At 72.5% G+C, this 20,968-nt stretch carries 13 protein-coding genes; 9 read left to right on the forward strand and 4 right to left on the reverse strand.

Going from position 1 to position 20,968, the window contains the following annotated elements:
• The first annotated feature begins 22 nt into the window (after nucleotides 1-22).
• From ACFY2A_RS10435 to purE, 5 genes are all read left to right on the forward strand, one after another.
• A complete protein-coding gene (locus ACFY2A_RS10435; RefSeq protein ID WP_387170488.1) occupies nucleotides 23-319 on the forward strand; it encodes a hypothetical protein in 297 nt (98 codons plus the stop codon).
• A gap of 234 nt (nucleotides 320-553) precedes the next feature.
• Nucleotides 554-3,028 carry a putative bifunctional diguanylate cyclase/phosphodiesterase gene (locus ACFY2A_RS10440; RefSeq protein ID WP_387170728.1) on the forward strand — a complete coding sequence of 825 codons (2,475 nt, stop codon included), beginning with the start codon at nucleotides 554-556 and terminating at the stop codon, nucleotides 3,026-3,028.
• Nucleotides 3,029-3,139: 111 nt separating this feature from the next.
• A complete protein-coding gene (locus ACFY2A_RS10445) occupies nucleotides 3,140-5,179 on the forward strand; it encodes a thioredoxin domain-containing protein (protein WP_387170490.1) in 2,040 nt (679 codons plus the stop codon).
• Nucleotides 5,180-5,230: 51 nt separating this feature from the next.
• Complete coding sequence (locus tag ACFY2A_RS10450) at nucleotides 5,231-6,418, forward strand: 5-(carboxyamino)imidazole ribonucleotide synthase (protein WP_387170492.1); 1,188 nt, start codon at nucleotides 5,231-5,233, stop codon at nucleotides 6,416-6,418.
• Nucleotides 6,419-6,423: 5 nt separating this feature from the next.
• The gene (gene purE / locus ACFY2A_RS10455) at nucleotides 6,424-6,915 is read left to right on the forward strand and encodes a 5-(carboxyamino)imidazole ribonucleotide mutase (RefSeq protein ID WP_093406682.1); all 492 of its coding nucleotides are present in this window, start codon (nucleotides 6,424-6,426) and stop codon (nucleotides 6,913-6,915) included.
• A gap of 141 nt (nucleotides 6,916-7,056) precedes the next feature.
• Here the strand turns inward: purE and ACFY2A_RS10460 are convergent, their stop codons facing one another.
• On the reverse strand, nucleotides 7,057-11,991 hold the full coding sequence (locus ACFY2A_RS10460) for an SCO7613 C-terminal domain-containing membrane protein (protein ID WP_387170494.1): 4,935 nt from the start codon (nucleotides 11,989-11,991) through the stop codon (nucleotides 7,057-7,059).
• 110 nt (nucleotides 11,992-12,101) lie between these two features.
• Nucleotides 12,102-13,529 carry a UDP-glucose/GDP-mannose dehydrogenase family protein gene (locus ACFY2A_RS10465; protein WP_363921709.1) on the reverse strand — a complete coding sequence of 476 codons (1,428 nt, stop codon included), beginning with the start codon at nucleotides 13,527-13,529 and terminating at the stop codon, nucleotides 12,102-12,104.
• Nucleotides 13,530-13,780: 251 nt separating this feature from the next.
• Between ACFY2A_RS10465 and ACFY2A_RS10470 the strand changes: the two genes are divergently transcribed.
• Entirely contained in the window at nucleotides 13,781-14,944 is a 1,164-nt protein-coding gene (locus ACFY2A_RS10470; RefSeq protein WP_387170496.1) for an acyl-CoA dehydrogenase family protein, read from the forward strand.
• Between the two features lie 65 nt (nucleotides 14,945-15,009).
• Here the strand turns inward: ACFY2A_RS10470 and ACFY2A_RS10475 are convergent, their stop codons facing one another.
• The gene (locus ACFY2A_RS10475) at nucleotides 15,010-15,669 is read right to left on the reverse strand and encodes a hypothetical protein (protein ID WP_387170498.1); all 660 of its coding nucleotides are present in this window, start codon (nucleotides 15,667-15,669) and stop codon (nucleotides 15,010-15,012) included.
• A 23-nt stretch (nucleotides 15,670-15,692) separates the two neighbouring features.
• Here ACFY2A_RS10475 and ACFY2A_RS10480 point away from each other — a divergent pair, with 23 nt between their 5' ends.
• Both ACFY2A_RS10480 and ACFY2A_RS10485 read left to right on the forward strand, forming a co-directional pair.
• Complete coding sequence (locus tag ACFY2A_RS10480) at nucleotides 15,693-16,214, forward strand: hotdog domain-containing protein (protein ID WP_363921715.1); 522 nt, start codon at nucleotides 15,693-15,695, stop codon at nucleotides 16,212-16,214.
• A gap of 199 nt (nucleotides 16,215-16,413) precedes the next feature.
• A complete protein-coding gene (locus tag ACFY2A_RS10485) occupies nucleotides 16,414-18,396 on the forward strand; it encodes an acetoacetate--CoA ligase (protein ID WP_387170500.1) in 1,983 nt (660 codons plus the stop codon).
• Nucleotides 18,397-18,913: 517 nt separating this feature from the next.
• Here the strand turns inward: ACFY2A_RS10485 and ACFY2A_RS10490 are convergent.
• On the reverse strand, nucleotides 18,914-19,624 hold the full coding sequence (locus ACFY2A_RS10490) for a TIGR03089 family protein (protein WP_363921719.1): 711 nt from the start codon (nucleotides 19,622-19,624) through the stop codon (nucleotides 18,914-18,916).
• A 150-nt stretch (nucleotides 19,625-19,774) separates the two neighbouring features.
• Here ACFY2A_RS10490 and ACFY2A_RS10495 point away from each other — a divergent pair, with 150 nt between their 5' ends.
• A complete protein-coding gene (locus tag ACFY2A_RS10495) occupies nucleotides 19,775-20,920 on the forward strand; it encodes a glycosyltransferase family 1 protein (RefSeq protein WP_363921721.1) in 1,146 nt (381 codons plus the stop codon).
• The last annotated feature ends 48 nt before the right edge of the window (nucleotides 20,921-20,968 follow it).

The following is a 20,968-nucleotide window of genomic DNA, read 5'->3' on the forward strand; positions in this document are numbered from 1 at the left end:
CACCGCGAACCGGAGGAATCCCATGCTGACCGCTGCCCAGGTGCTCGCCCAGAACAACTTCGGTGACACCCGCACGGGTGGTCTGGCCGGGCCGATGGGCCTGTTCCTCATCCTCGTCCTCGGTGCCGCCACCGTGCTGCTGATCCGGAACATGAACGCCCGGCTGCGCCGGCTTCCGGACCGGTTCCCCAGCGAGGGGCCGACGGCACCCGGCACGGAGTCGATGGACCGTTCGGTCGGTGATCCGACAGGTGGGACCGTGACGGAGGATTCATCCACGGATGCTCCCAACAGGCACCAGCAGCGCCGCGACGGCTGATCGGAGCATGATTCACGTCGAACCGGATGGTCGACCCCTGTTGCGACCATCGGGTTTGGCTTAGCCTTCCGCCGGGGGGACCAGAAGTCCTCAAGCTGCGCGGGAGGGGGCGCCGATGACCACCGCAGTCATGTCCGCCCGCCGCGTGGTCTTTTTCAGGTCGGTGGGAGGGGGCCGGTGACCTCCGGCAGGGCCGGTCAACCGCTCGACCGGCCCACGGGCCGTGGTACGCCGATGGGGCTGCACCTGCTCACCGTCGCCGTCGTGGCCACCGCGCTGGTTGCCGCGGTGGTGGGGCTGAGCCTGCCGGTGGGGCTGCCGGCCGACGACCCGCTTGGCGGGCCGGCCCGCTTCGGTTTCGCGGTCGCCCTCTTCGCCCTGTCCCAGCTGGCTCGGCTCCGGTTCCGCGCCGCGGCCGGCGTGGTAAGTGTCACCTGGGCCGAAGCCGCCCTGATCATCTGCCTCTACCTCGTACCACCCGGCTGGCTGCCGGGGGCCGCGCTGCTCGGTGTCACGCTCGCCTGGACGGCGCTCTCGGTGGTGGACGACGGCCGCACCACCTGGGACGTGATCCGCGTCGTGGGTGCGCACACCGCCGCCACCGCGCTGGCGGTGGCGGTCACCACCGCCCTGGGGCAGCCGACGCTGGCCGTTCCGACCCCGTCACTCACCCTCGCGGTGGCCGCCGGCGCCGTCGCCTACCTCCTGGCCAGCGCCTGGCTGGGCGGGGTGATGCTGGCGCTGCGGCACGGCATGCCGATCGGGCGCCCGTTGCTCGCCGCGCTGCGCGGCAAGCTGCTGATGTTCGTCGGCAACGTGGTGGTCGGCCTGCTGGTGGTGGTGCTGATCGAGATCGACCCACGCTGGCTCCTGTTGCTGCCCGCTCCGCTGTGGCTGTTGCAGCAGACCTATCGACAGCGGCTGCTCCAGGACCGCGATCGGCGTACCTGGCGGTCGTTCGCCGAGGCCACGAAGGCGCTCAACCAACTCGACGAGCGGGGTGTGGCCACGGCCGGTGTCACCGGGGCGCTGGCGCTGTTCGAGGCGGAACTGGTCGACGTGGAGGTGGCCCGGGGCGACGGACGGTGGCGCCGCTACCGGGGTGACCCGGGCGGTCAGGTGGTCGACCGGGAGATCGCCCCGCCAGGCGGCGACGATCCCGAGCCGGGGGAACTGGTCCGCGACCTGTCGGTCGGCGAGACCCGGGTGGGCCGCTTGCGCGTGCGATTCCCCCGCACGGCGCCGGCCACCGGTCGGGAACGCGACGCCCACGAGGCCTTCGCCGACACCCTCGCCGCGGCACTGCACGATGCCGCCACCCACCGGGAACTGCGCCTGGTCACGGCTCGCTCGTCGTACGAGGCGGTGCACGATCCGCTGACCGGCCTGGCCAACCGGGCGGCGATGCTCGGCAAGGGCGACCAGGCGTTGCGGCAGTTGTCCCATGATCATCCGGTCGCCCTGCTGCTGCTGGACATCGACCAGTTCAAGGAGGTGAACGACACTCTCGGGCACGCCGCCGGTGATCAGCTGCTGCGGTTGACCGCGAACCGGCTGGGTGCCCTGGCCCGCTCGGGCGATCTGCTGGCCCGGCTCGGCGGCGACGAGTTCGCCCTGCTGCTGAGCTCGGTCCCGGTGGTCGGCGACCGCGCGGCACCGATGGCGTACGCGTTGCGTCAGGCCCGGGACATCGCCGAGCGGCTGGCCGCGCCCACCGAGGTGGCCGGGGTGCGGATGTCCGTCGAGGTCTCCGTCGGGGTGGTGGTGGCCCCGGCCGGCACCGCCGACCTGACCGAGCTGCTGCGCCGAGCCGACATCGCGATGTACCAGGCCAAGTCGGGTGGCGTCAGCGTGGCCGCGTACGACACCTCGCGTGACGCGGCCAGCACCGACCAGCTCGCCCTGCTCGCGGAGCTGCGGGAGGCGTTGCAGGCCGACGACCAGTTGGTGCTCGTGTTGCAGCCGGCCGTGGACCTGGTCACCGGGGCGCCGACCGGTGTGGAGGCGTTGATCCGGTGGCGGCACCCGAGGCGCGGCTGGCTGGGGCCCGCCGACTTCATCCGGCCGGTGGAGAACAGCGAGCAGCTCGGCGCCTTCACCCGCTACGTGCTCGACAAGGCGCTCGCCGTGGCCGCCGACTGGGCCCGGGAGGGCCTGGACGTACCCATCTCGGTCAACCTGTCCGCGCGTAGCCTGCTGAATCCGAGACTGCCGGCGGAGATCGCCGACGCGCTGCGCCGGCACCAGGTGCCCGCCGACCGGTTGGTCCTGGAGATCACCGAGACGGTGGTGATGAGCGAGCTGGAAGTCATCGACCAGGTGCTCACCTCGTTGCGGTCGATGGGCGTGCAGCTGGCCGTGGACGACTTCGGCACCGGCTTCTCGTCACTGGCGTTCCTCACCCGGGTCGCCGTGGACGAGCTGAAGGTGGACCGCTCCTTCGTGCTCCAGATGGCGGATTCACCGCAGGCGGCGGCCATCGTGCGCAGCACCGTCGGGTTGGCCCATCAGTTGGGCCTGCGGGTGGTGGCCGAGGGGGTGGAGACGGCCGCGCAGCGTTCCGCGCTGGTCGAGCTGGGCTGCACCGCCGCCCAGGGCTACCACTTCTTCAAGCCGATGCCGGCCGACAAGATCGCCGCCGTCCTCAACTCCCTCGCCGCCCAACCCCCCACCAACGTCCTCCCCCTCCGCGCCGACGGCGCCTCCTGACCCTCCCGTTCTCGTGTTGACCAAGAAGTTCTGGTCGACGGAGTTGCCGGCACCGACGCAAACTTCTTGATCAACACCGGTGGGGTGGGTGTGGCTGGATATGGTCGGTGGGTGAATCGACTTGCGGAGGCGACCAGCCCGTATCTGCTCCAGCACGCCGACAACCCGGTGGACTGGTGGCCCTGGTGTGACGAGGCATTCGCCGAGGCGAAACGGCGGGACGTGCCGGTGCTCATCTCGGTCGGGTACTCGGCCTGCCACTGGTGCCATGTGATGGCGCACGAGTCGTTCGAGGACGACGGCGTCGGCAAGCTGCTCAACGAGGGCTTCGTCTCGATCAAGGTGGACCGCGAGGAGCGGCCCGACGTGGACGCGGTCTACATGACCGCCACCCAGGCGATGACCGGTCAGGGCGGCTGGCCGATGACGGTCTTCGCCACCCCGGACGGCACCCCGTTCTTCTGCGGCACGTACTTTCCCCGGCCGAACTTCGTCCGGTTGCTGGAGTCGGTCGGCACCGCCTGGCGGGAGCAGCGCGACGCCGTGCTGCGCCAGGGCGCCGCGGTGGTCGAGGCGATCGGTGGCGCCCAGGCCGTCGGCGGGCCCACCGCCCCGCTCACCGCCGAGCTGCTCGACGCCGCCGCAGATCAGCTGGCCAGCGAGTACGACGAGGTCAACGGCGGGTTCGGCGGGGCGCCGAAGTTCCCCCCGCACATGAACCTGCTCTTCCTGCTGCGCCACCACCAGCGCACCGGCTCGGCGCGGAGCCTGGAGATCGTCCGGCACACCTGCGAGGCGATGGCCCGGGGCGGCATCCACGACCAGCTTGCCGGCGGCTTCGCCCGGTATTCGGTGGACGGGCACTGGACCGTGCCGCACTTCGAGAAGATGCTCTACGACAACGCCCTGCTGCTGCGGGTCTACACCCAGCTGTGGCGACTCACCGGCGACGCGCTGGTGCTGCGGGTCGCCCGGGACACCGCGCGGTTCCTCGCCGACGAGTTGCACCGGCCCGGGCAGGGCTTCGCCTCCGCACTTGACGCGGACACCGAGGGCGTCGAGGGTCTCACCTACGTCTGGACGCCGACCGAGCTGGTCCAGGTGCTGGGCGAGGAGGACGGCCGCTGGGCCGCGGACCTCTTCGCGGTGACCGACGCCGGCAGCTTCGAGAAGGGCACGAGCGTGTTGCGGCTGGCCCGCGACGTCGACGACGCGGACCCGGCGGTGCGGGAACGCTGGCAGGTGGTGGTCCGACGACTGCTGGCCGCCCGGGACGCCCGTCCTCAACCGGCGCGTGACGACAAGGTGGTGGCCGCCTGGAACGGCCTGGCGATCACCGCGTTGGCCGAGTTCGTCCGGCTGGTCGAGACCACCGGCCGGATCGGCACCGAGGGCGAGGCGAACCTGCTGGAGGGGGTCACCATCGTCGCCGACGGGGCGATGCGGGACGCCGCCGAGTACCTGGCCCGGGTACACGTCGTCGACGGCCGGCTGCGCCGCGCCTCCCGCGACGGTCGGGCCGGCGATCCGGCCGGGGTACTGGAAGACTACGGCTGCGTGGCCGAGGCGTTCTGCGCCATGCACCAGGTCACCGGCGAGGGGCGGTGGCTGGAACTGGCGGGCCAACTGGTCGACGCCGCGCTGGCGCACTTCGCCGCGCCCGGCGGTGCGTTCCACGACACCGCCGACGACGCGGAACGGCTGGTCGCCCGGCCGGCCGATCCGACGGACAACGCCACCCCTTCCGGCCGGTCCGCCATCGTGGCCGCCCTTGTCGCGTACGCGGCGTTGACCGGGGAGAACCGCTACCGCGAGGCCGCCGAGGCGGCCCTGTCCACCGTTGCGCCGATCGTCGGGCGGCACGCCCGCTTCACCGGGTACGCGGCGACCGTGGGCGAGGCGCTGCTCTCCGGGCCGTACGAGATCGCGGTGGCGACCGAGGATCCGGCGGGCGACCCGCTGGTGGCCGCGGCGTACCGGCACGCCCCGCCCGGCGCGGTGATCGTGGCGGGCGCCCCGGACCAGCCGGGGATTCCGCTGCTGGCCGGCCGTCCGCTGGTCGACGGGCGGGCCGCCGCGTACGTCTGTCGGGGTTTCGTCTGCCAGCGGCCGGTGACCGGCGTCGAGGAGCTGGTGGGGCAGTTGCGGTGAGCCGGATCCGCCGGTCGGTGCCGGGTCCGGCCCGGATAGGCTGACGCCGCTATGGATTCCCGTACCGGTCTGCCCGTTGTCGGCATGGTGGGCGGCGGCCAGCTGGCCCGGATGACCCACCAGGCTGCCATCTCCCTCGGCCAGTCGCTGCGTGTGCTCGCGCTCACCCCGGACGACGGGGCGGCCCTGGTCGCCGCCGACGTCCAGTACGGCGACCACACCGACCTCGCCGCGCTGCGCACCTTCGCCAAGGGCTGCGAGGTGGTCACCTTCGACCACGAGCACGTCCCGACCGAACACATCCGCACCCTGGCCGACGAGGGGGTGAAGCTGTTCCCGCCCGCCGACGCCCTGGTGCACGCCCAGGACAAGCAGGTGCTGCGGGAACGGCTCGGCACCCTCGACGCGCCGAATCCGCGCTGGCGACCGGTCGCGTCCCCCGCCGATCTGGTCGCCTTCGGCGACGAGGTCGGCTGGCCGGTCGTGCTCAAGGCCGCCCGCGGTGGGTACGACGGGCGGGGTGTCTGGCTGGCCACCGACCCGGCCGCCGCGACCGAGTTGGCGGAGACGCTGCTGGCCGGTGGCACGAAGCTGATCGTCGAGGAACGGGTGGCGCTGCGCCGGGAACTGGCCGTGCAGGTGGCGCGTTCGCCGTTCGGGCAGGTCGCGGTCTACCCGGTCGTCGAGACGGTCCAGCGTGACGGGATCTGCGTCGAGGTGCTGGCCCCGGCACCCGGCCTGGCCGAGGACCTGGCGGTCGCCGCGCAGCAGCTCGCCATCGACCTGGCCACCGCGCTCGGCGTGGTGGGCCTGCTCGCGGTGGAGCTGTTCGAGGTGGCCGATTCGGCGGCACCGGGCGGTAGTCGGCTCGTGGTGAACGAGCTGGCCATGCGCCCGCACAACTCGGGGCACTGGACCATCGAGGGTGCCCGCACGTCGCAGTTCGAGCAGCACCTGCGGGCGGTGCTTGACTACCCGATGGGCGACACCTCGTTGACCGCCCCGGTGGTGGTGATGGCGAACGTGCTCGGCGGGCAGCCGGGCGGCATGTCGGTCGACGAGCGGTTGCACCACCTCTTCGCCGCCGAGCCGAGCGCCCGGGTGCACCTGTACGGCAAGCAGGTCCGTCCCGGCCGAAAGATCGGTCATGTCACGGTGCTCGGCGACGATCTGGACGAGGTACGCGCCCGGGCTGCCCGGGCCGCCAGCTGGTTGCGGGACGGAACACCGGAGGAATGAGCAGCGTGAGCACGGTCGGTGTGATCATGGGGAGCGACTCGGACTGGCCGACGATGAAGGCCGCCGCAGAGGTGCTCACCGAGTTCGAGGTGCCGTACGAGGTCGAGGTGGTCTCGGCGCACCGCACCCCGGTCAAGATGATCGACTATGGTCGGGCCGCCGCCGACCGTGGGCTCAAAGTGATCATTGCGGGGGCCGGTGGCGCGGCGGCGCTGCCCGGCATGGTCGCGTCGGTGACCCCGTTGCCGGTGATCGGCGTACCGGTGCCGCTGAAGCACCTCGACGGCATCGACTCGCTGTTGTCCATCGTGCAGATGCCGGCCGGGGTGCCGGTGGCGACAGTGTCGATCGGCAACGCCCGCAACGCCGGGCTGCTCGCCGTCCGTATCCTCGCCACCGCTGACCGTGCCCTGCTCGACCGGATGTCGGCGTACCAGGCCGACCTGGAGCAGTTGGTCGCCGAGAAGGACGCCGCGCTCCGCGCCTCCCTGGCTTGACCCGGATGGTCCGCTACCGGTTGCGGCATCCAGCGGCCTCCCCGAGCGGGCAGGGGCCGGGACGCCGCAAGCGGAGCGGACCACCGTCGGTGCCGGCCCACTCTGCTGCACCGCGACGGCGGCTGCGTTGACCCTCCGGTCTCACCGCATGCCGCGTAGCGCCGTCTGCAGGCGTTCCTGGGCGCGGCGGCGGCGTTCGTTGCTGGCTCCGAGAATCAGCAGCAGGAAGCCGACCGGGATCAGCGCCAGCCATGGTCCGAGGCTGAACAGCGCGTGCACGGCCGCGATGGCGGTGACCACCGCACCGACGATGACCGGTGCCTGCTGCTGGGTCATCGAGCCGAAGACCAGCACGGCGACCGCGCCGAGCAGCAGCAGCACCTGGCGCATCGTGCTCGAATCGGTGGCCAGCACGATCGCCAGGGTCGGCACGAAGGCGGCGAGCAGCGCCGGACCGTACGCCACCCAGCTGCTCAGGTCGGTGCGTTGGCGTAGCTCCAGCACCCCGACCAGCAGGGCCAGCGCGGCGAACGGCAGCGTGTACGCCTCGGGCAGGGCCACGTCGGCGACCCGCATCAGGATCCACCAGGCGGTGATCTCGCAGAGCACCACCGCCCAGAACAGGACCCTTCGCTCCGTCGGCCGGCGGCCGGGCCGGGTGGCGGCGACGCCGAGGACCGCACCCCAGGCGGCGAGCAGCGCGGCGATGTGCCGAGGTGAGTCGAAGGCCAGCGCCAGCGCGATCAGCGCGGCGGCGTGTCCGCTCCACTCCACCGTCGCCGCCTCGCGACGTGCCTCCGGGCGGCGAAGTCGGGGCAGGGTGGCGGAGAAGACCTGCAACGCCGCGCCGACCGCCAGCACCCCGAACGCCGACCAGACCGGGGCGAGTCCGGCCACGAGCCCGGCGGTGAGCACGAACAGTTGCGCCATCAGCGAGGCGAACAGCCAGCCGAGAAGGCGGGCCCGGGAGGTCAGGCCGTAGAGGGCGGCCACCAACCCGACCCCGACCGCACCGCCGAGGGTGAACAGGGTCAGCTCCCGGGTGGCGAGGCTGCCGGCGAGGCCGGCCCCACCCGCCGCCAGCCCGATCACGAAGACCAGGACCCGGGCCAGCCGCAACGAACGGGCCGGTTCCACCAGGGCCGGCGGTGGCGTCAGCGCCAGCCCCAGCATCGAGATGGTGAACACGGCCAGGGCAGACAGGGTGCTCGCCGGCCAACCACCGCCCAGCGCGATCGGGGCGATGAGCAGGGTGACGGCGGCCCCGGGCAGCACCACCGGCACCGCCCGGGACCGGCGACCGCCACTGAACCCGGTGGCGGCCAGGGCCGCCGTCACGGTGAGCAGCAACGCGGTGAGCACATGGGTCGGGTTGACCGCTGCCGGCGGCGGGTCGAGTAGGGCCGCCGGTGGCCCCTGCCAGATCCGGCCGACGGTGCGATGCGGGTCGACGAGGGCAGCGATCAGCGCCGGGGCGATGGAGACCAGGGCCAGGACGGTCGGCAGGGTGGCGGCGGCCAGCGCACCGGCGGCCGGGCTCACCCGCCACCGGCGCCGGTTGTCATCGGGCAGCCGGCGCAGCGCCCCGTCGAGCAGCACGGTCCAGCGCCGCACCGGTTGGGCCGCGCCAACCGGTGGCTCGGTCGCCCCTCGCACGAGTTCGGCGAGCACACCGAGCAGTGCCGCCGCTGCGGCGTAGACCCCGACGGGCAGGGCGATCGGTACGGCGGCGAGCGCGGTAACGCTCGCTCCGCCGACCACCCCGGCGCTGGCCCAGGGCAGGTACTGGGGAACCTGCCGACGGACCGCGGCCACCGCGGCCAGGCCGAGACTGGATGCGGCCAGGCCGGCGGTGAGCACCACCTGCGGGGTGTGGCCGAACTCGACGGCGAGGGCGGCGGTGGCACCCGGCAGCGCCAACAGTGCCGCGCACAAACCCGCACCACCGATCTGCGCCAGGTGCGGCGGCATGCCCTCCGCCTCGATGTCCTCGACGAGTGGCTCGGCCATGTTGCGGGCCAGCGCGGCCACCACCGCGCCGATCAGCACGATGCTGCCCAGGGCCAGCGCGGTCGTCCACGGCCGCACCAGGCCGGCGCCGGCCGCATGCAGCGCGACCACCCCGGCCACCGTGATCCGGGACAGTGCCGCCCGGGGATCGATAGTGGCGACCGCGGCCATCCCGAAAACGGTGGCGACCATGCCGCCGATCAGGACCGGCGACCACCAGGAGAGCTCGAACGCGGCGGGAGCACCGATGGTGGCGAGCACCACCGCCACGCCGGCCACGTCATAGCGCCAGGGCGGCGGCAGCAGGATGCCTGCCGCGACCGCGAGCAGCACCAGGGCGATCGGGCCCTGCCAGGTCGTACCGCCGGTCGGCGCCGCCGGCCAACCACTCAGGTCACCGTTCCAGATCGGGCCGGGTGTGGCCAGCACGCCGACGCCGCCGCGCAGCGCCATCCAGCCCGCCAACAGCCCGATCAGCACGCCACCGACGGTGAGGCCGAGCACCGGCCCTCGTCGCCACTCCTCGGGCATCGCCCGGGCTGCCACGGCGACCACCAGGACCAGCGCGGCGGCGACGGCGAGTTGCCCGTTCGGCGCGAGCACGGTGCCGATCCGCAGCAGGGTGGCGACCAGCGTGGCGGTCACCGCGGCGGCCGCCAGGTCGGAACCGTCCAGGGTGAGATCGGAGCGGCGGCCGGTGTCGATCGAGGGAGCCAGGAAGAGCAGCACCGCGGAGACCAGCAGCAGCGCGCCGACCCAGGCGTCCGCCACGGTGGCGCCCGGTGAACCGAAACCGGCCGCGGCGACCACCAACGCGCCCAGACCGGTGCCCACCGACAGCGGTACCGGGATCTGGCGTTGCGACACCTGGACGAGGGCCGCGTAGCCGAGCGTCACACAGCAGGCGAGGAAACTGGCCGCGAGCACCGGTACGGTCGCCTCGCGCAGGCTCGCCGGGGTCGGCGTGGTGTCCACCGGCAGGGTGGCGGCCACGAAGGCGGCCACCGCTCCGGGCAGGGCGAAGGCGGCACCTCCGGCGGCCCAGGCGGAGACGGTGTCCGCTGCCGCTGGGGCGAGCCGGATCCGGGGGGCGGCGGCGATCAGCGCACCGGCCACGACGAGGGCGATCAGCACGGCGGCGGTCGACGCCGGCCGGGTGAGGGCCGCGCCCGCGCCGGCCAGCCCGACCACTGCGGCGGCCACCGCGTGCGCCAGGGCGGCGCGGGGCGTACGCGCGGAGAGGCCGGCCGCCCCGATACCGATCGCGGCCAGCACCATCGGCCACGGTGCCAACGTCCAGGCCAGGCCGAAGGAAGCCGGTACGGCCAGTGCGGTGAGCGCCGCACCGGTCACCGCGAACTCGCGGCGGATCTCCGGCGGCAGGGCCAGCACCGCGGCCACGGTCAGCAGGAAGGCGCTGGCGGCGAGTTGCCAGGCGGCCGGTCCCACGGCGGCGGCCAGCTCGGCCGGATAGCGGTCGAGGTCCGCCGCCCAGGCCGGCAGCGCCGCCTGGACCGGCGCGATTCCGGCCCGCAGCGCGCTGCCGGCGACCACCACCCCGCTGACCGTGAGCGCCACCGCGGAGGCCAGTTGCGGGCCACGGCGGGCGGACTCGGGTACCGCCCGCACCGCGAGACCGGTGACCGTGATGACCAAGGCGATCAACAGCAGGGCCCGGCCGGGCAGCGCCACCGAGGCGATCCGCCCCAGGGCGCCGATGACAGCGAGCGTGAACACGCCCGCGCCCAGGTCGGGCAGGGGTGGGCGGCGGAGCACCAGTGTCCCGGCCAGGCAGACGGCGGCGGCGAGGAGGAGTACCAGGCCGGCGCCGGTCGCGCCCGGCACGGTGGTGGTCCGCAGCAGGGCGGTCACCGCGTACGCCAGGGCGAGGGCGACCGCCACCCCGTGCAGCACCCAGGTCAGTTCCCGCAGCCCGGGCACCGGTCGGGTCGGTGCGGTCGCGGTGCCGCCGACGGTGAGGTCCAGCAGTTCGCCGCCCTCCTCGGGCGCCGCCTCCGGCCTCCGGTCGGCCTGACCCTCCTCGGCCGACCGCTGCCGGGGCGCTTTTGACCGGCCGGAATCGGCCGCGGCGTCGGTGAGGGGCTGCTCCACGGTGACCGGGGAACGGGCCAGCCACAGGTCGAGCAGCGCCACCACGGTCAGCACCAGCGCCCAGCCCGCCGGCCCGGTGATCCGGTCGTACGCGAGCAGCGGCACCACCGGCTGGGCGGCCAGCACGGCGGCGAACCGGGGCGCGCGCAGCCTGGTCCACCCGGCGTAGCCGACGGAGACGGCAGCGGTGACCGCGAAGATCACTCCAGCGAAGACGGCGCCGGAGGCGCCGCCGTTGCCGATCCGGTCCACGGCCCACAACGCGTACCCGGCGAGGGGCACCAGGAGCAGACCAACAGCGGCGATGGTCTCGGCCGTGGAGGTCAACCCGCGCCGGATCAGCACCGGCGGGGCGAGCAGCATCAGGACCGTCGCGAGCAGCAGGATGCCGAGGCGGGCCAATGCGTCCATCGAGCTGGTGGCGACCACGGCGAACACCACGGCGGCGACGCCGAGCAGCAGCGCGCCGAGGCCGAGCGGGATGTTCTGGACCTCCCGCGAGGAAGCTTCCGGCGGGTGCTCAGGGTCGTCGGCGTCCAGCCAGACAGCTTCGGTCGGTGGCGGCGGCCCCTGGGTGCCGCCGGCGGCACCCTGCCGGGGCACCCGGGGCGGCGGAGCCGCACCGTCGCGAGGTGGCGAGGCATCCTCGGACGTGGAGCGGCGGGGCGGCCGACGACGTAGCACCCGGCGGGGGCGGGTGGCCTGCCGGAGCCGCTCGTCACCCTGACTGCCGGCGTGCGAGAGGATGTCCCGCTGGAAGAGCGCGGCCTGCATCTTCGCGGCGAGCTGCCGTTGTTCACGGGCGATGGCGGCCTCGCGGGCCTTCAACTCCGCGATTGATCGTTCGATCTCCGCCAGGTGCTCGGCCCACTGTGGCTGGTGCGCGCCGCAGTGCGGGCAGCGCACCGCCGGCTTGATATCCCGGCCGCACGAAGGGCACTGAAAGTTCGCCACGACACCCCTCCAGCCGCACTGTGGATTCCCACTGTCGCAGCATGCCCAAAGCGGGCCGGGAATTCGACAGTTGTCGGCGGGTCAAGCGCCAACATCACCAAACGGCGAGATCAAGGTCGTCCCATGCCCCGGTACTCCCAGCCGGCCTGGGTCCACAGTGCGGGGTCGAGGCAGTTGCGGGCGTCGACGACGCGGCGGCCGGCGACCAGGTCACCGAGGTGGCTGGGGTCGGCGTTGCGGAAGTCGGCCCATTCGGTGAGGACGCAGACCAGGTCGGCGCCGGTGACCGCCTCGGCCATGTCGGGCTCGTAGGTCAGTTCCGGTACGGCCCGGCGGGCGTTCTCCATGCCCTGGGGGTCGTAGACGTGCACGTCGGCGCCGGCCTTGTGGAGCAGGGCGGCGACGGCGAGGGCGGGGGCGTCGCGTACGTCGTCGGTGTTGGGTTTGAAGGTGGCGCCGAGCACGGCGATGCGGGTGCCGGACAGGTCGGGGCCGGCGGGGCCGGAACGGCGGCCGAGCAGGTCGGCGGCGAGTTGCAGGACGCGGGTGCGGCGGCGCAGGTTGATCAGGTCGACCTCGTGCAGGAAGCGCAGTGCTTCGCCGGCGCCGAGTTCCTGGGCGCGGGCCTGGAAGGCGCGGATGTCCTTCGGTAGGCAGGCGCCGCCGAAGCCGAGGCCGGCCTGGAGGAAGCGGTTGCCGATGCGGGGGTCGTAGCCGATGGCCTTGGCGAGCTGGGTGACGTCGCCGCCGGAGGCTTCGCAGACCTCGGCCATCGCGTTGATGAAGGAGATCTTGGTGGCGAGGAAGGCGTTCGCGGCGACCTTGACCAGTTCGGCGGTGGCGAAGTCGGTGACCACCAGGGGTACTTCGCGGTCCTCGGTGGCGGCGAGGTCGAACACGCCCTTGTGGGCGGCGTAGAGCATGCCGTTGGCCCATTCGCTCTTCACGCCGACCACGATGCGGTTGGGGCGCAGCACGTCGTCGACGGCGAAGCCCTCCTGGAGGAACTCGGGGCTCCAGGCGACCTCGACGCCGAGGTCGGTGGGGGTGTGTTTGCCGACGAGTTGTTCCACCCATTCGGCGGTGCCGACCGGGACGGTGGACTTGCCGACGATCAGCGCCTTGCGGGTCAGGTGTTGGGCGAGGCCGGTGACCGACGCTTCGACGTAGGACAGGTCGGCGCCCATGCCGTCGGCCCGCTGCGGGGTGCCGACGCAGATGAAGTGCACGTCACCGAAGTCGGCGGTCTCGGCGATGTCGGTGCTGAATCGCAGCCGCCCGGCGGCCAGGTTACGGCGCAGCAGCTCGTCCAGCCCGGGCTCGTGGATCGGCACCTCGCCCGCGTTCAGTTTGGCGATCTTGTCCGCGTCGACGTCGAAGCCGAGCACCTCGTAGCCGAGTTCGGCGTAACAGATGGCGTAGGTCGCGCCGAGGTAGCCGGTGCCCAGGAAGGTTACCCGAGGCCGGGAGGCGCCCGAGGGGGGCGTGACCGCCGCGATGGCGGGCACCGGCTGGGTGTTCGGGTACGGGATGGTCACGCCTGTCTTCTCCGCTCGCACTGGCGCCGCGTGGCTGCGTCGCGTTCCTTTGCGGCGCCAAGGCGGGGCGCCGGAGAGGTGGTTCGTCTGCTGGGTTCCATCATCGCCGAGCGGTGTCAGGGCTTCGTCGTGACCCAGCCTACGCGCCGGTAACATCACCTGAACTGTGGTCGTTATCCTTCAGTCTGCGCGGTGGGTGTCCAGGTGACGCTACAGACTGCGCATGATAGCGGTGAAGGGGAGGGGCCGACATGGCCGCAGAGCAGTCGTTCGACGCGTACCGCCTGCCGGAGGAGCACGAGGCGATCCGGGAAGCGGTCCGTGAGGTCTGTGCGGCCAAGGTGGCTCCGCACGCCGCCGAGGCCGATGAGACCGGTGAGTTTCCGAAGGCGTCGTACGACGCACTACGCGCCGCCGACTTCCACGCACCGCACATCCCGGTCGAGTACGGCGGGGCCGGTGCGGACGCGCTGGCCACGGCAATCGTGATCGAGGAGGTCGCGCGGGCCTGCGCCTCCTCCTCACTGATCCCGGCGGTGAACAAGCTGGGCACCATGCCGCTGCTGCTGGCGGGCTCCGACGAACTCAAGAGCCGCTACCTGACACCTGTCGCCAGCGGCGAGGCGATGTTCTCGTACTGTCTCTCCGAGCCGGAGGCGGGTAGCGATGCGGCCGCGATGACCACCCGGGCGGTACGTGACGGCGATCACTGGGTGCTCAACGGTGTGAAGCGTTGGATCACCAACGCAGGTGTTTCGGAGTTCTACACCGTCTTCGCGGCGACCGACCCCGCCGCCCGGTCCCGGGGCATCTCCGCCTTCGTGGTCGAGAAGTCCGATCCGGGGGTGAGCTTCGGTGCGCCCGAGAAGAAGCTGGGCATCAAGGGTTCGCCGACCCGCGAGGTCTACCTGGACAACGTGCGGATCCCGGCGGATCGGATGATCGGCGCCGAGGGCACCGGCTTCGCCACCGCGATGAAGACCCTGGACCACACCCGGGTCACCATCGCCGCACAGGCGGTGGGCATCGCGCAGGGTGCGCTTGACTACGCCAAGGGGTACGTCGCCGAGCGCCGGCAGTTCGGCAAGGCGGTCGCCAAGTTCCAGGGCGTGCAGTTCATGCTCGCCGACATGGGCATGAAGCTGGAGGCGGCCCGGCAGTTGACGTACGCGGCGGCCGGCCGGTCCGAGCGGGGCGACGCCGATCTGACCTACTTCGGCGCGGCGGCCAAGTGCTTCGCCTCGGACGCCGCGATGGAGATCACCACCGACGCGGTCCAACTGCTCGGCGGCTACGGCTACACCCGTGACTACCCCGTCGAGCGGATGATGCGGGACGCCAAGATCACCCAGATCTACGAGGGTACGAATCAGGTGCAGCGCATCGTGATGGCCCGCCAGCTGCTCAAGGACTGACGGTCCGAGGGAGACCACCGCCACCTCCGCCCGCGCGGTTGCCGGGCGGAGGTGGCGTTCGGTGATCAGCTGGTGGCGTCGTCGCGTCGGGGCAGGTTGCCCGGCGGTGCCGACCAGGGCGACCCACCTCCGGTACGCCGGGGCAGCGGCTCGGTCGGCTCCGGATCCGGCTCCGGATCCGGATAGCGCAGGCTCAGCGGCACGGTGTCCCGTTCCGCCGACGGGGTCGGCGACCAGTCGGTCGACGTCGGGTCCGGTGCTGGCGCGTCGGGCGTCGTCGACGCTGGCTGCGGCACCGGGGTCGGCCATTGTCGCCACCGCTGCCCGCTGAACGTCGCGATCAGCAGCAGCATGCCGATCAGGAAGAGCGTCCCGTTCTCCACCGGTAGCCCCAATGGCAGCGGGTCGCCGAGAAACTCCCAGTCGGACGGGATGCGCTCGCGTACCCGGAAGGGCGTGATGAACAGTCCGACGTACGGGGTGACCAGCAGCAGCCCGGCCACCAGCGGGCCGAGCGGTGAGATGCGCAGCGTGCCGAGCAGACCCAGCACGATGCCGCCGACAGCGAGGTACACGGCTGGTTCGATGAGGTTGGCCGTGTTGGAGGTGCCGATCTCCACCCACCGGTTGACGGTGTCGGCCGACCCGTCCTGACCGAGGGTGATCAGCACCCAGGTGACCGGCACCACCACCAGCCCTGCGAGGAAGCTCCACAGATGTCGCATCCGCGCACCGTACCGTTTCCGACATGACCGAGCACCCCGCCGCCACCCTGCCGGGCAAGCCGACCTCGTACTCCCGGGTAACCCTCAGTCGGATCATGACCGCGGTGGACGTGAACCTGTACGGAACGGTGCACGGCGGGGTGCTTATGAAGTTCGTCGACGACGTGGCCGGCGCAGCGGCGGCGCGGCACAGCGGCGGTACGGCGGTGACCGCCGCGATCGACGAGATCGTCTTCTCGGAGGCGGTCCGGGTGGGCGACCTGGTGCACGCGTACGCCCAGGTCAACTGGACCGGGCAGACCTCGATGGAGGTCGGCGTACGGGTGATGGCCGAGCGCTGGGACTCGGCCGACGAGTTGCCGGTGCGGGTGGCCACCGCGTACCTCGTCTTCGTCGGGGTCGAGGTGGGCGGCGCGCCCCGGCCGGTGCGTCCGGTGTTGCCGGAGACGCCGGAGGACGAGCGGCGCTGGCGCGAGGCGGAGATCCGCCGCGCCCACCGACTGGCCCGCCGCCAGGCCATTCAGGCGGCCCGCAGCGCACCCTGAAGCCCGGCGAACCCCCCCGCTCCGGTGGCGATCGGTAACCCTCCCCGGTGGCATGGCCACACCGAGCGAACCCGGGGGGTGTGGGGCGGGCACATGCGCCCACGGGGCGCGGGTGCGGAGAATGACGCTTCGAGGTAGGGCAAGATGGCGCCACGGCCCACCGCACAGCGTCGTGCCGGGCCAGGGGAGGAGTGGACCAGTGACGGACGTGCTGTGGACGCCACCGGCGGACGTGCTCCAGCGGTCACGGATCGGGGCTTACCTGCGTTGGCTCGCCGAGCACCGGGGGCTGACGTTCGCCGACTACGACGCCCTGTGGCGGTGGTCGGTCACCGATCTGGATGCCTTCTGGCGGTCGATCTGGGACCACTTCGGCGTCGTCGCGCACACCCCGCCGACCGCCACCCTGGCCGACCGGGACATGCCGGGCACCCGGTGGTTTCCCGGCGCCACCCTCAACTACGCCGAGAACGTGCTGCGGATGCCGGGCCGGGCCGACGACGAGCCGGTCGTCGTGGCACACGGGCAGACCCGGCCGCCGGTCACCCTCACCGCCGGGCAACTGCGCGAGCAGGTCCGCCGGGTCGCCGCCGGACTGCGCCGGCTCGGCGTCACCACCGGCGACCGGGTGGCCGCGTACGCCCCGAACATCCCCGAGACGTACGTGCTGATGCTGGCCACCGCCAGCCTGGGTGCGATCTTCTCGTCGTGCGCCCCGGAGTTCGGCACCCGTAGTGTCACCGATCGGTGGCAGCAGATCGAGCCGAGGATCCTGGTCGCCGTGGACGGCTACCGCTACGGCGACAAGCCGGTGGACCGGCGCGCCGAGGTGGCCGCGATCCGGGCGGCGCTGCCGTCGCTGCGGCACACCGTCTCGATCCCCTACCTCGACCCCGACGGTTCGCCGGCGAACGGGGCACTGGCCTGGGCGGAGCTGGGGGCTGAGACCGACGAACCGCTGGCCTTCACCCCGGTGCCGTTCGACCATCCGCTGTACGTGCTCTACTCCTCCGGCACCACCGGGCTGCCCAAGCCGATCGTGCACGGACACGGCGGCATTCTGCTGGAGCACCTGAAGATGCTCGCCCTGCATCACGACCTCGGTCCGGCGGACCGGTTCTTCTGGTTCACCACCACCGGCTGGATGATGTGGAACTTCCTGGTCTCCGGACCGGCGGTGGGCGCGGCGGTCGTGCTGTTCGACGGCAACCCCGGCCACCCCGACCTGGGCGCGATGTGGCGGCTGGCCGAGCAGACCGGCACCACGTACTTCGGCACCTCCGCGCCCTTCCTGCTGGCCTGCCGCAAGGCCGGGCTGGTCCCGCGCGAGATCGCCGACCTCTCCGCGCTGCGCGGCCTCGGCTCCACCGGCGCGCCACTGCCCGCCGAGGGCTTCACCTGGGTGTACGACACGGTCGGTAGCGACCTTCAGCTCCAGTCCCTCTCCGGCGGCACCGACGTCTGCACCGGTTTCGTCGGCGGTGTGCCGCTGCTGCCGGTACACGCCGGTGAGATCGCCTGCCGGGCCCTGGGCGCCAAGGTGGAGGCCCGCTCGCCGGACGGCACCCCGGTCATCGGGGAACTGGGCGAGCTGGTGATCACCGAGCCGATGCCGAGCATGCCGGTGGGATTCTGGAACGACCCGGACGAGGTCCGCTACCGGGAGGCATACTTCGACGTCTATCCCGGAGTGTGGCGGCACGGGGACTGGGTCACCATCAACTCCCGGGGCGGCTGCGTCATCACCGGTCGCTCCGACGCCACCCTCAACCGGGGCGGCGTACGGCTCGGCACCGCCGAGTTCTACTCCGTCGTGGAAGGGCTGGACGAGGTCGTCGACTCGGTCGTGGTGCACCTGGAGGACGACGAGGGTGGCGCCGGTGAGCTGCTGCTGTTCGTGGTGCTCGCCGAGGGGGTCGCGCTCGACGACGAGTTGCGTCGGACGATCTGCCGCGAGCTGCGTACCGCGTTGTCCCCCCGACACGTACCCGATGAGATCCACCAGGTCCGCGCGGTGCCACGCACCCTGTCGGCGAAGAAGCTCGAGGTGCCGGTCAAGAAGATCCTCACCGGTACCCCGGTCGACCAGGCCGCCGCCAAGGGCGCCCTGGTCAATCCCGAGTCCCTGGCCGCCTTCGCCACCCTGGCCCAACACCGCGCCCCGGATCGCCCCACCACCTGATCCGACCCCCAGCGCCGAGCCCCCGACCCCGCGCACCCAGCACCGCCCACCCGGCCTCGGCCCCCGGCTCGGGCTCGGCTTCGGCCTCGGCTTCCGAAGAAACATGGCTCGGCGCTGGTGGCCATGACCCCGCCTCCGCGGTGGCGGGTTTCATATGAGCTGGGATCAGCCTTCACTCAGCGTGCTGTCGCGGCTCGCCCAACCATCGCCCCTCTCCACCCTTTGCTCTGCTTCAACCCACGCAACAGTCACTCTCCGCAGCGTCTAGCGCGTGAGTGGCCCCGGACCATCAGCGCGTCGTCGCAGTTCAGCCGGTTGTGCGTTGGTTGAAGCAGAGCAAAGGGCGGGAGGGGAACATCTCCCGGCGCTGGCGCAGCAACGGTGGGTGAACCTCACGGAGAGTGAGGCTCGGGTGCCGACTGGTGGATTGGCGGCTGGCCTCGGTGGAGCGTCCTGGTCAGGGTCGGGCGGGCCAGCCGGGTCGGGCGGGCAGTAAGACCGGGCGGGCCGGGGGCAGTCAGATCAGGGTGTGGGTGACCCGTTCCGTCGATTGACGGTCGGCCAGGCGGGCCTGGTCCGGGTGGGCGCAGAGCACCAGGGTGGCGGCCGCGCTGAGCGGAGCCAGCAGCCAGTCGAGCGGGTCCGGGTGCCGGTCGACGTCCACGAGGAGCCGGTCGCCCGGGGAGATGCCGAGTTCGGCGGCGCGGGCGGTGGCCCGGGCGCGCAGCGCGGTGTGGTCCGGCCCGCCCGGCGGGTACGCCGTGAAGTGGTCGCCGTGCGCGCGTACCTCGGTGACGTAGTCGGCGAAGCCCGCCGGCACCTCCCGCAGCGGCAGCGCGAACGGGTGCAGCGCCAGCGCGTACCGGTCGGGTGCCGACCAGGCGTCGGCCTCGGCGATGCGGTCGGTGGCGGCGAAGAGCACGTCCACCTCGCCCGGCGGGTCGGCTTCCGGCGGGCCGGCCGACCGAACCGTCAACCCGGCCGACCAGCAGCCGAGCAGCACGGCGGCACTCTGCCAGTGCGGCGGCAGCAGCACCGCCGCGGTGCCGCCCGGCCCGAGGGCCAGTTCGTCGACGAGCAGGTTGGCCGTCTTGGCCACCCAGTTTGCCAGTGTCGCCCCGGAAAGCTCGGTGCGCTCGCCGGACGTGTCGTCGTACCAGGTCAGCAGCGGGCGGTTCGGGTCGGTCGCGATCGCGTCGGCGAAGACCCGGGCAATGTTGTCGGCCATCGGCGCGAACGATACGCGTCCGGCGGCCGTACTCGATGACAGCGACAAGTCGGCGTACCGTCGGGTCGCAGTCAGCGTCCGTGCCCGGCTCCGGCGTAGGCTTGCCGGAGTGTCGTTCCCCACAGTCCCGCCACCGCAAGGAGTCGCCCCGTGACCGCCGGTCGCCCGCCCCGCGTGCTCATCGACGCCACGAGTGTTCCCGCCGATCGCGGCGGCGTCGGTAGATACGTCGATGGCCTGCTCGGCGCCCTCGGCAAGGTGTGCGGATCGGCGGTGGACCTGGTGGTGGTCAGCCTCCGCACAGATCTGGAGCGTTACCGCCGGAAGCTGCCCGGCGCGGAGATCATCCCGGCGCCGGCCGCGGTCGCGCACCGGCCGGCCCGGCTCGCCTGGGAGCAGACCGGTCTGCCCCTGCTCGCCCAACAGGTCGGCGCGGAGGTGCTGCACTCGCCCTTCTACACCTGCCCGCTGCGGGCTGGCTGTCCGGTCACCGTGACGGTGCACGATGCGACGTTCTTCACCGAGCCCGAGCACTACGACAAGTCCCGCCGGACGTTCTTCCGCAGCGCGATCAAGACCTCACTGCGGCGTGCGGACCGGGTGATCGTGCCCAGCAAGGCCACCCGCGACGAGTTGATCCGGCTGCTGGACGCCGACCCGACCCGGATCGACGTGGCTTACCACGGCGTGGACCAGGACGCCTTTCATGCGCCCGGCGACGAGGAGAAGGCCCGGGTGCGTGCCCGCCTGGGCCTCGGCGGCAGCAGCTATGTCGCCTTCCTCGGCGCCAAGGAGCCGCGCAAGAACGTGCCGAATCTGATCCGTGGCTGGGCCCGGGCGGTCGCCGACCGGCAGGACCCGCCCGCGCTGGTGGTGGCCGGCGGGCAGGGGCATGACGACGACATCGACCGAGCGGTGGCCGAGGTGCCCTCGCATCTGCGGCTGTTGCGTCCCGGGTACCTGCGCTACGGAGACCTGCCCGGCTTCCTCGGCGGGGCCCTGGTGGCCGCGTACCCCTCCTACGGCGAGGGGTTCGGGTTGCCCATCCTGGAGGCGATGGCGTGCGCCGCCCCGGTGCTCACCACCCCCCGGCTGTCGCTGCCAGAGGTCGGCGGCGACGCGGTGGCGTACACCAGCGAGGATCCGGACCAGATCGCCACCGACCTGGCCGCGCTGCTCGACGACGAGCCGCGCCGGTTGTCGCTGGCCAAGGCCGGCTTCGATCGGGCGAAGGAGTTCACCTGGGGATCCAGCGCCGAGGTGCACATCGCGGCGTGGACCAGGGCGCGGGCCTGAGGCCGGCAACCGAGGCGCCCGGTCCGGGCGGTTCGGGCATGATGTCCT

Source organism: Micromonospora sp. NPDC000442, from assembly GCF_042898635.1.
In the GTDB taxonomy this organism is placed as follows: domain Bacteria; phylum Actinomycetota; class Actinomycetes; order Mycobacteriales; family Micromonosporaceae; genus Micromonospora.

Bases quoted from the DNA above. Each gene is read 5' to 3' on its own strand.
- ACFY2A_RS10435 (WP_387170488.1), top strand. From the start codon at position 23: ATGCTGACCGCTGCCCAGGTGCTCGCCCAGAACAACTTCGGTGACACC.
- ACFY2A_RS10450 (WP_387170492.1), top strand. From the start codon at position 5,231: ATGGATTCCCGTACCGGTCTGCCCGTTGTCGGCATGGTGGGCGGCGGC.
- ACFY2A_RS10475 (WP_387170498.1), bottom strand. From the start codon at position 15,669: ATGCGACATCTGTGGAGCTTCCTCGCAGGGCTGGTGGTGGTGCCGGTC.
- ACFY2A_RS10490 (WP_363921719.1), bottom strand. From the start codon at position 19,624: ATGGCCGACAACATTGCCCGGGTCTTCGCCGACGCGATCGCGACCGAC.
- ACFY2A_RS10480 (WP_363921715.1), top strand. From the start codon at position 15,693: ATGACCGAGCACCCCGCCGCCACCCTGCCGGGCAAGCCGACCTCGTAC.
- ACFY2A_RS10470 (WP_387170496.1), top strand. From the start codon at position 13,781: ATGGCCGCAGAGCAGTCGTTCGACGCGTACCGCCTGCCGGAGGAGCAC.
- ACFY2A_RS10440 (WP_387170728.1), top strand. From the start codon at position 554: ATGGGGCTGCACCTGCTCACCGTCGCCGTCGTGGCCACCGCGCTGGTT.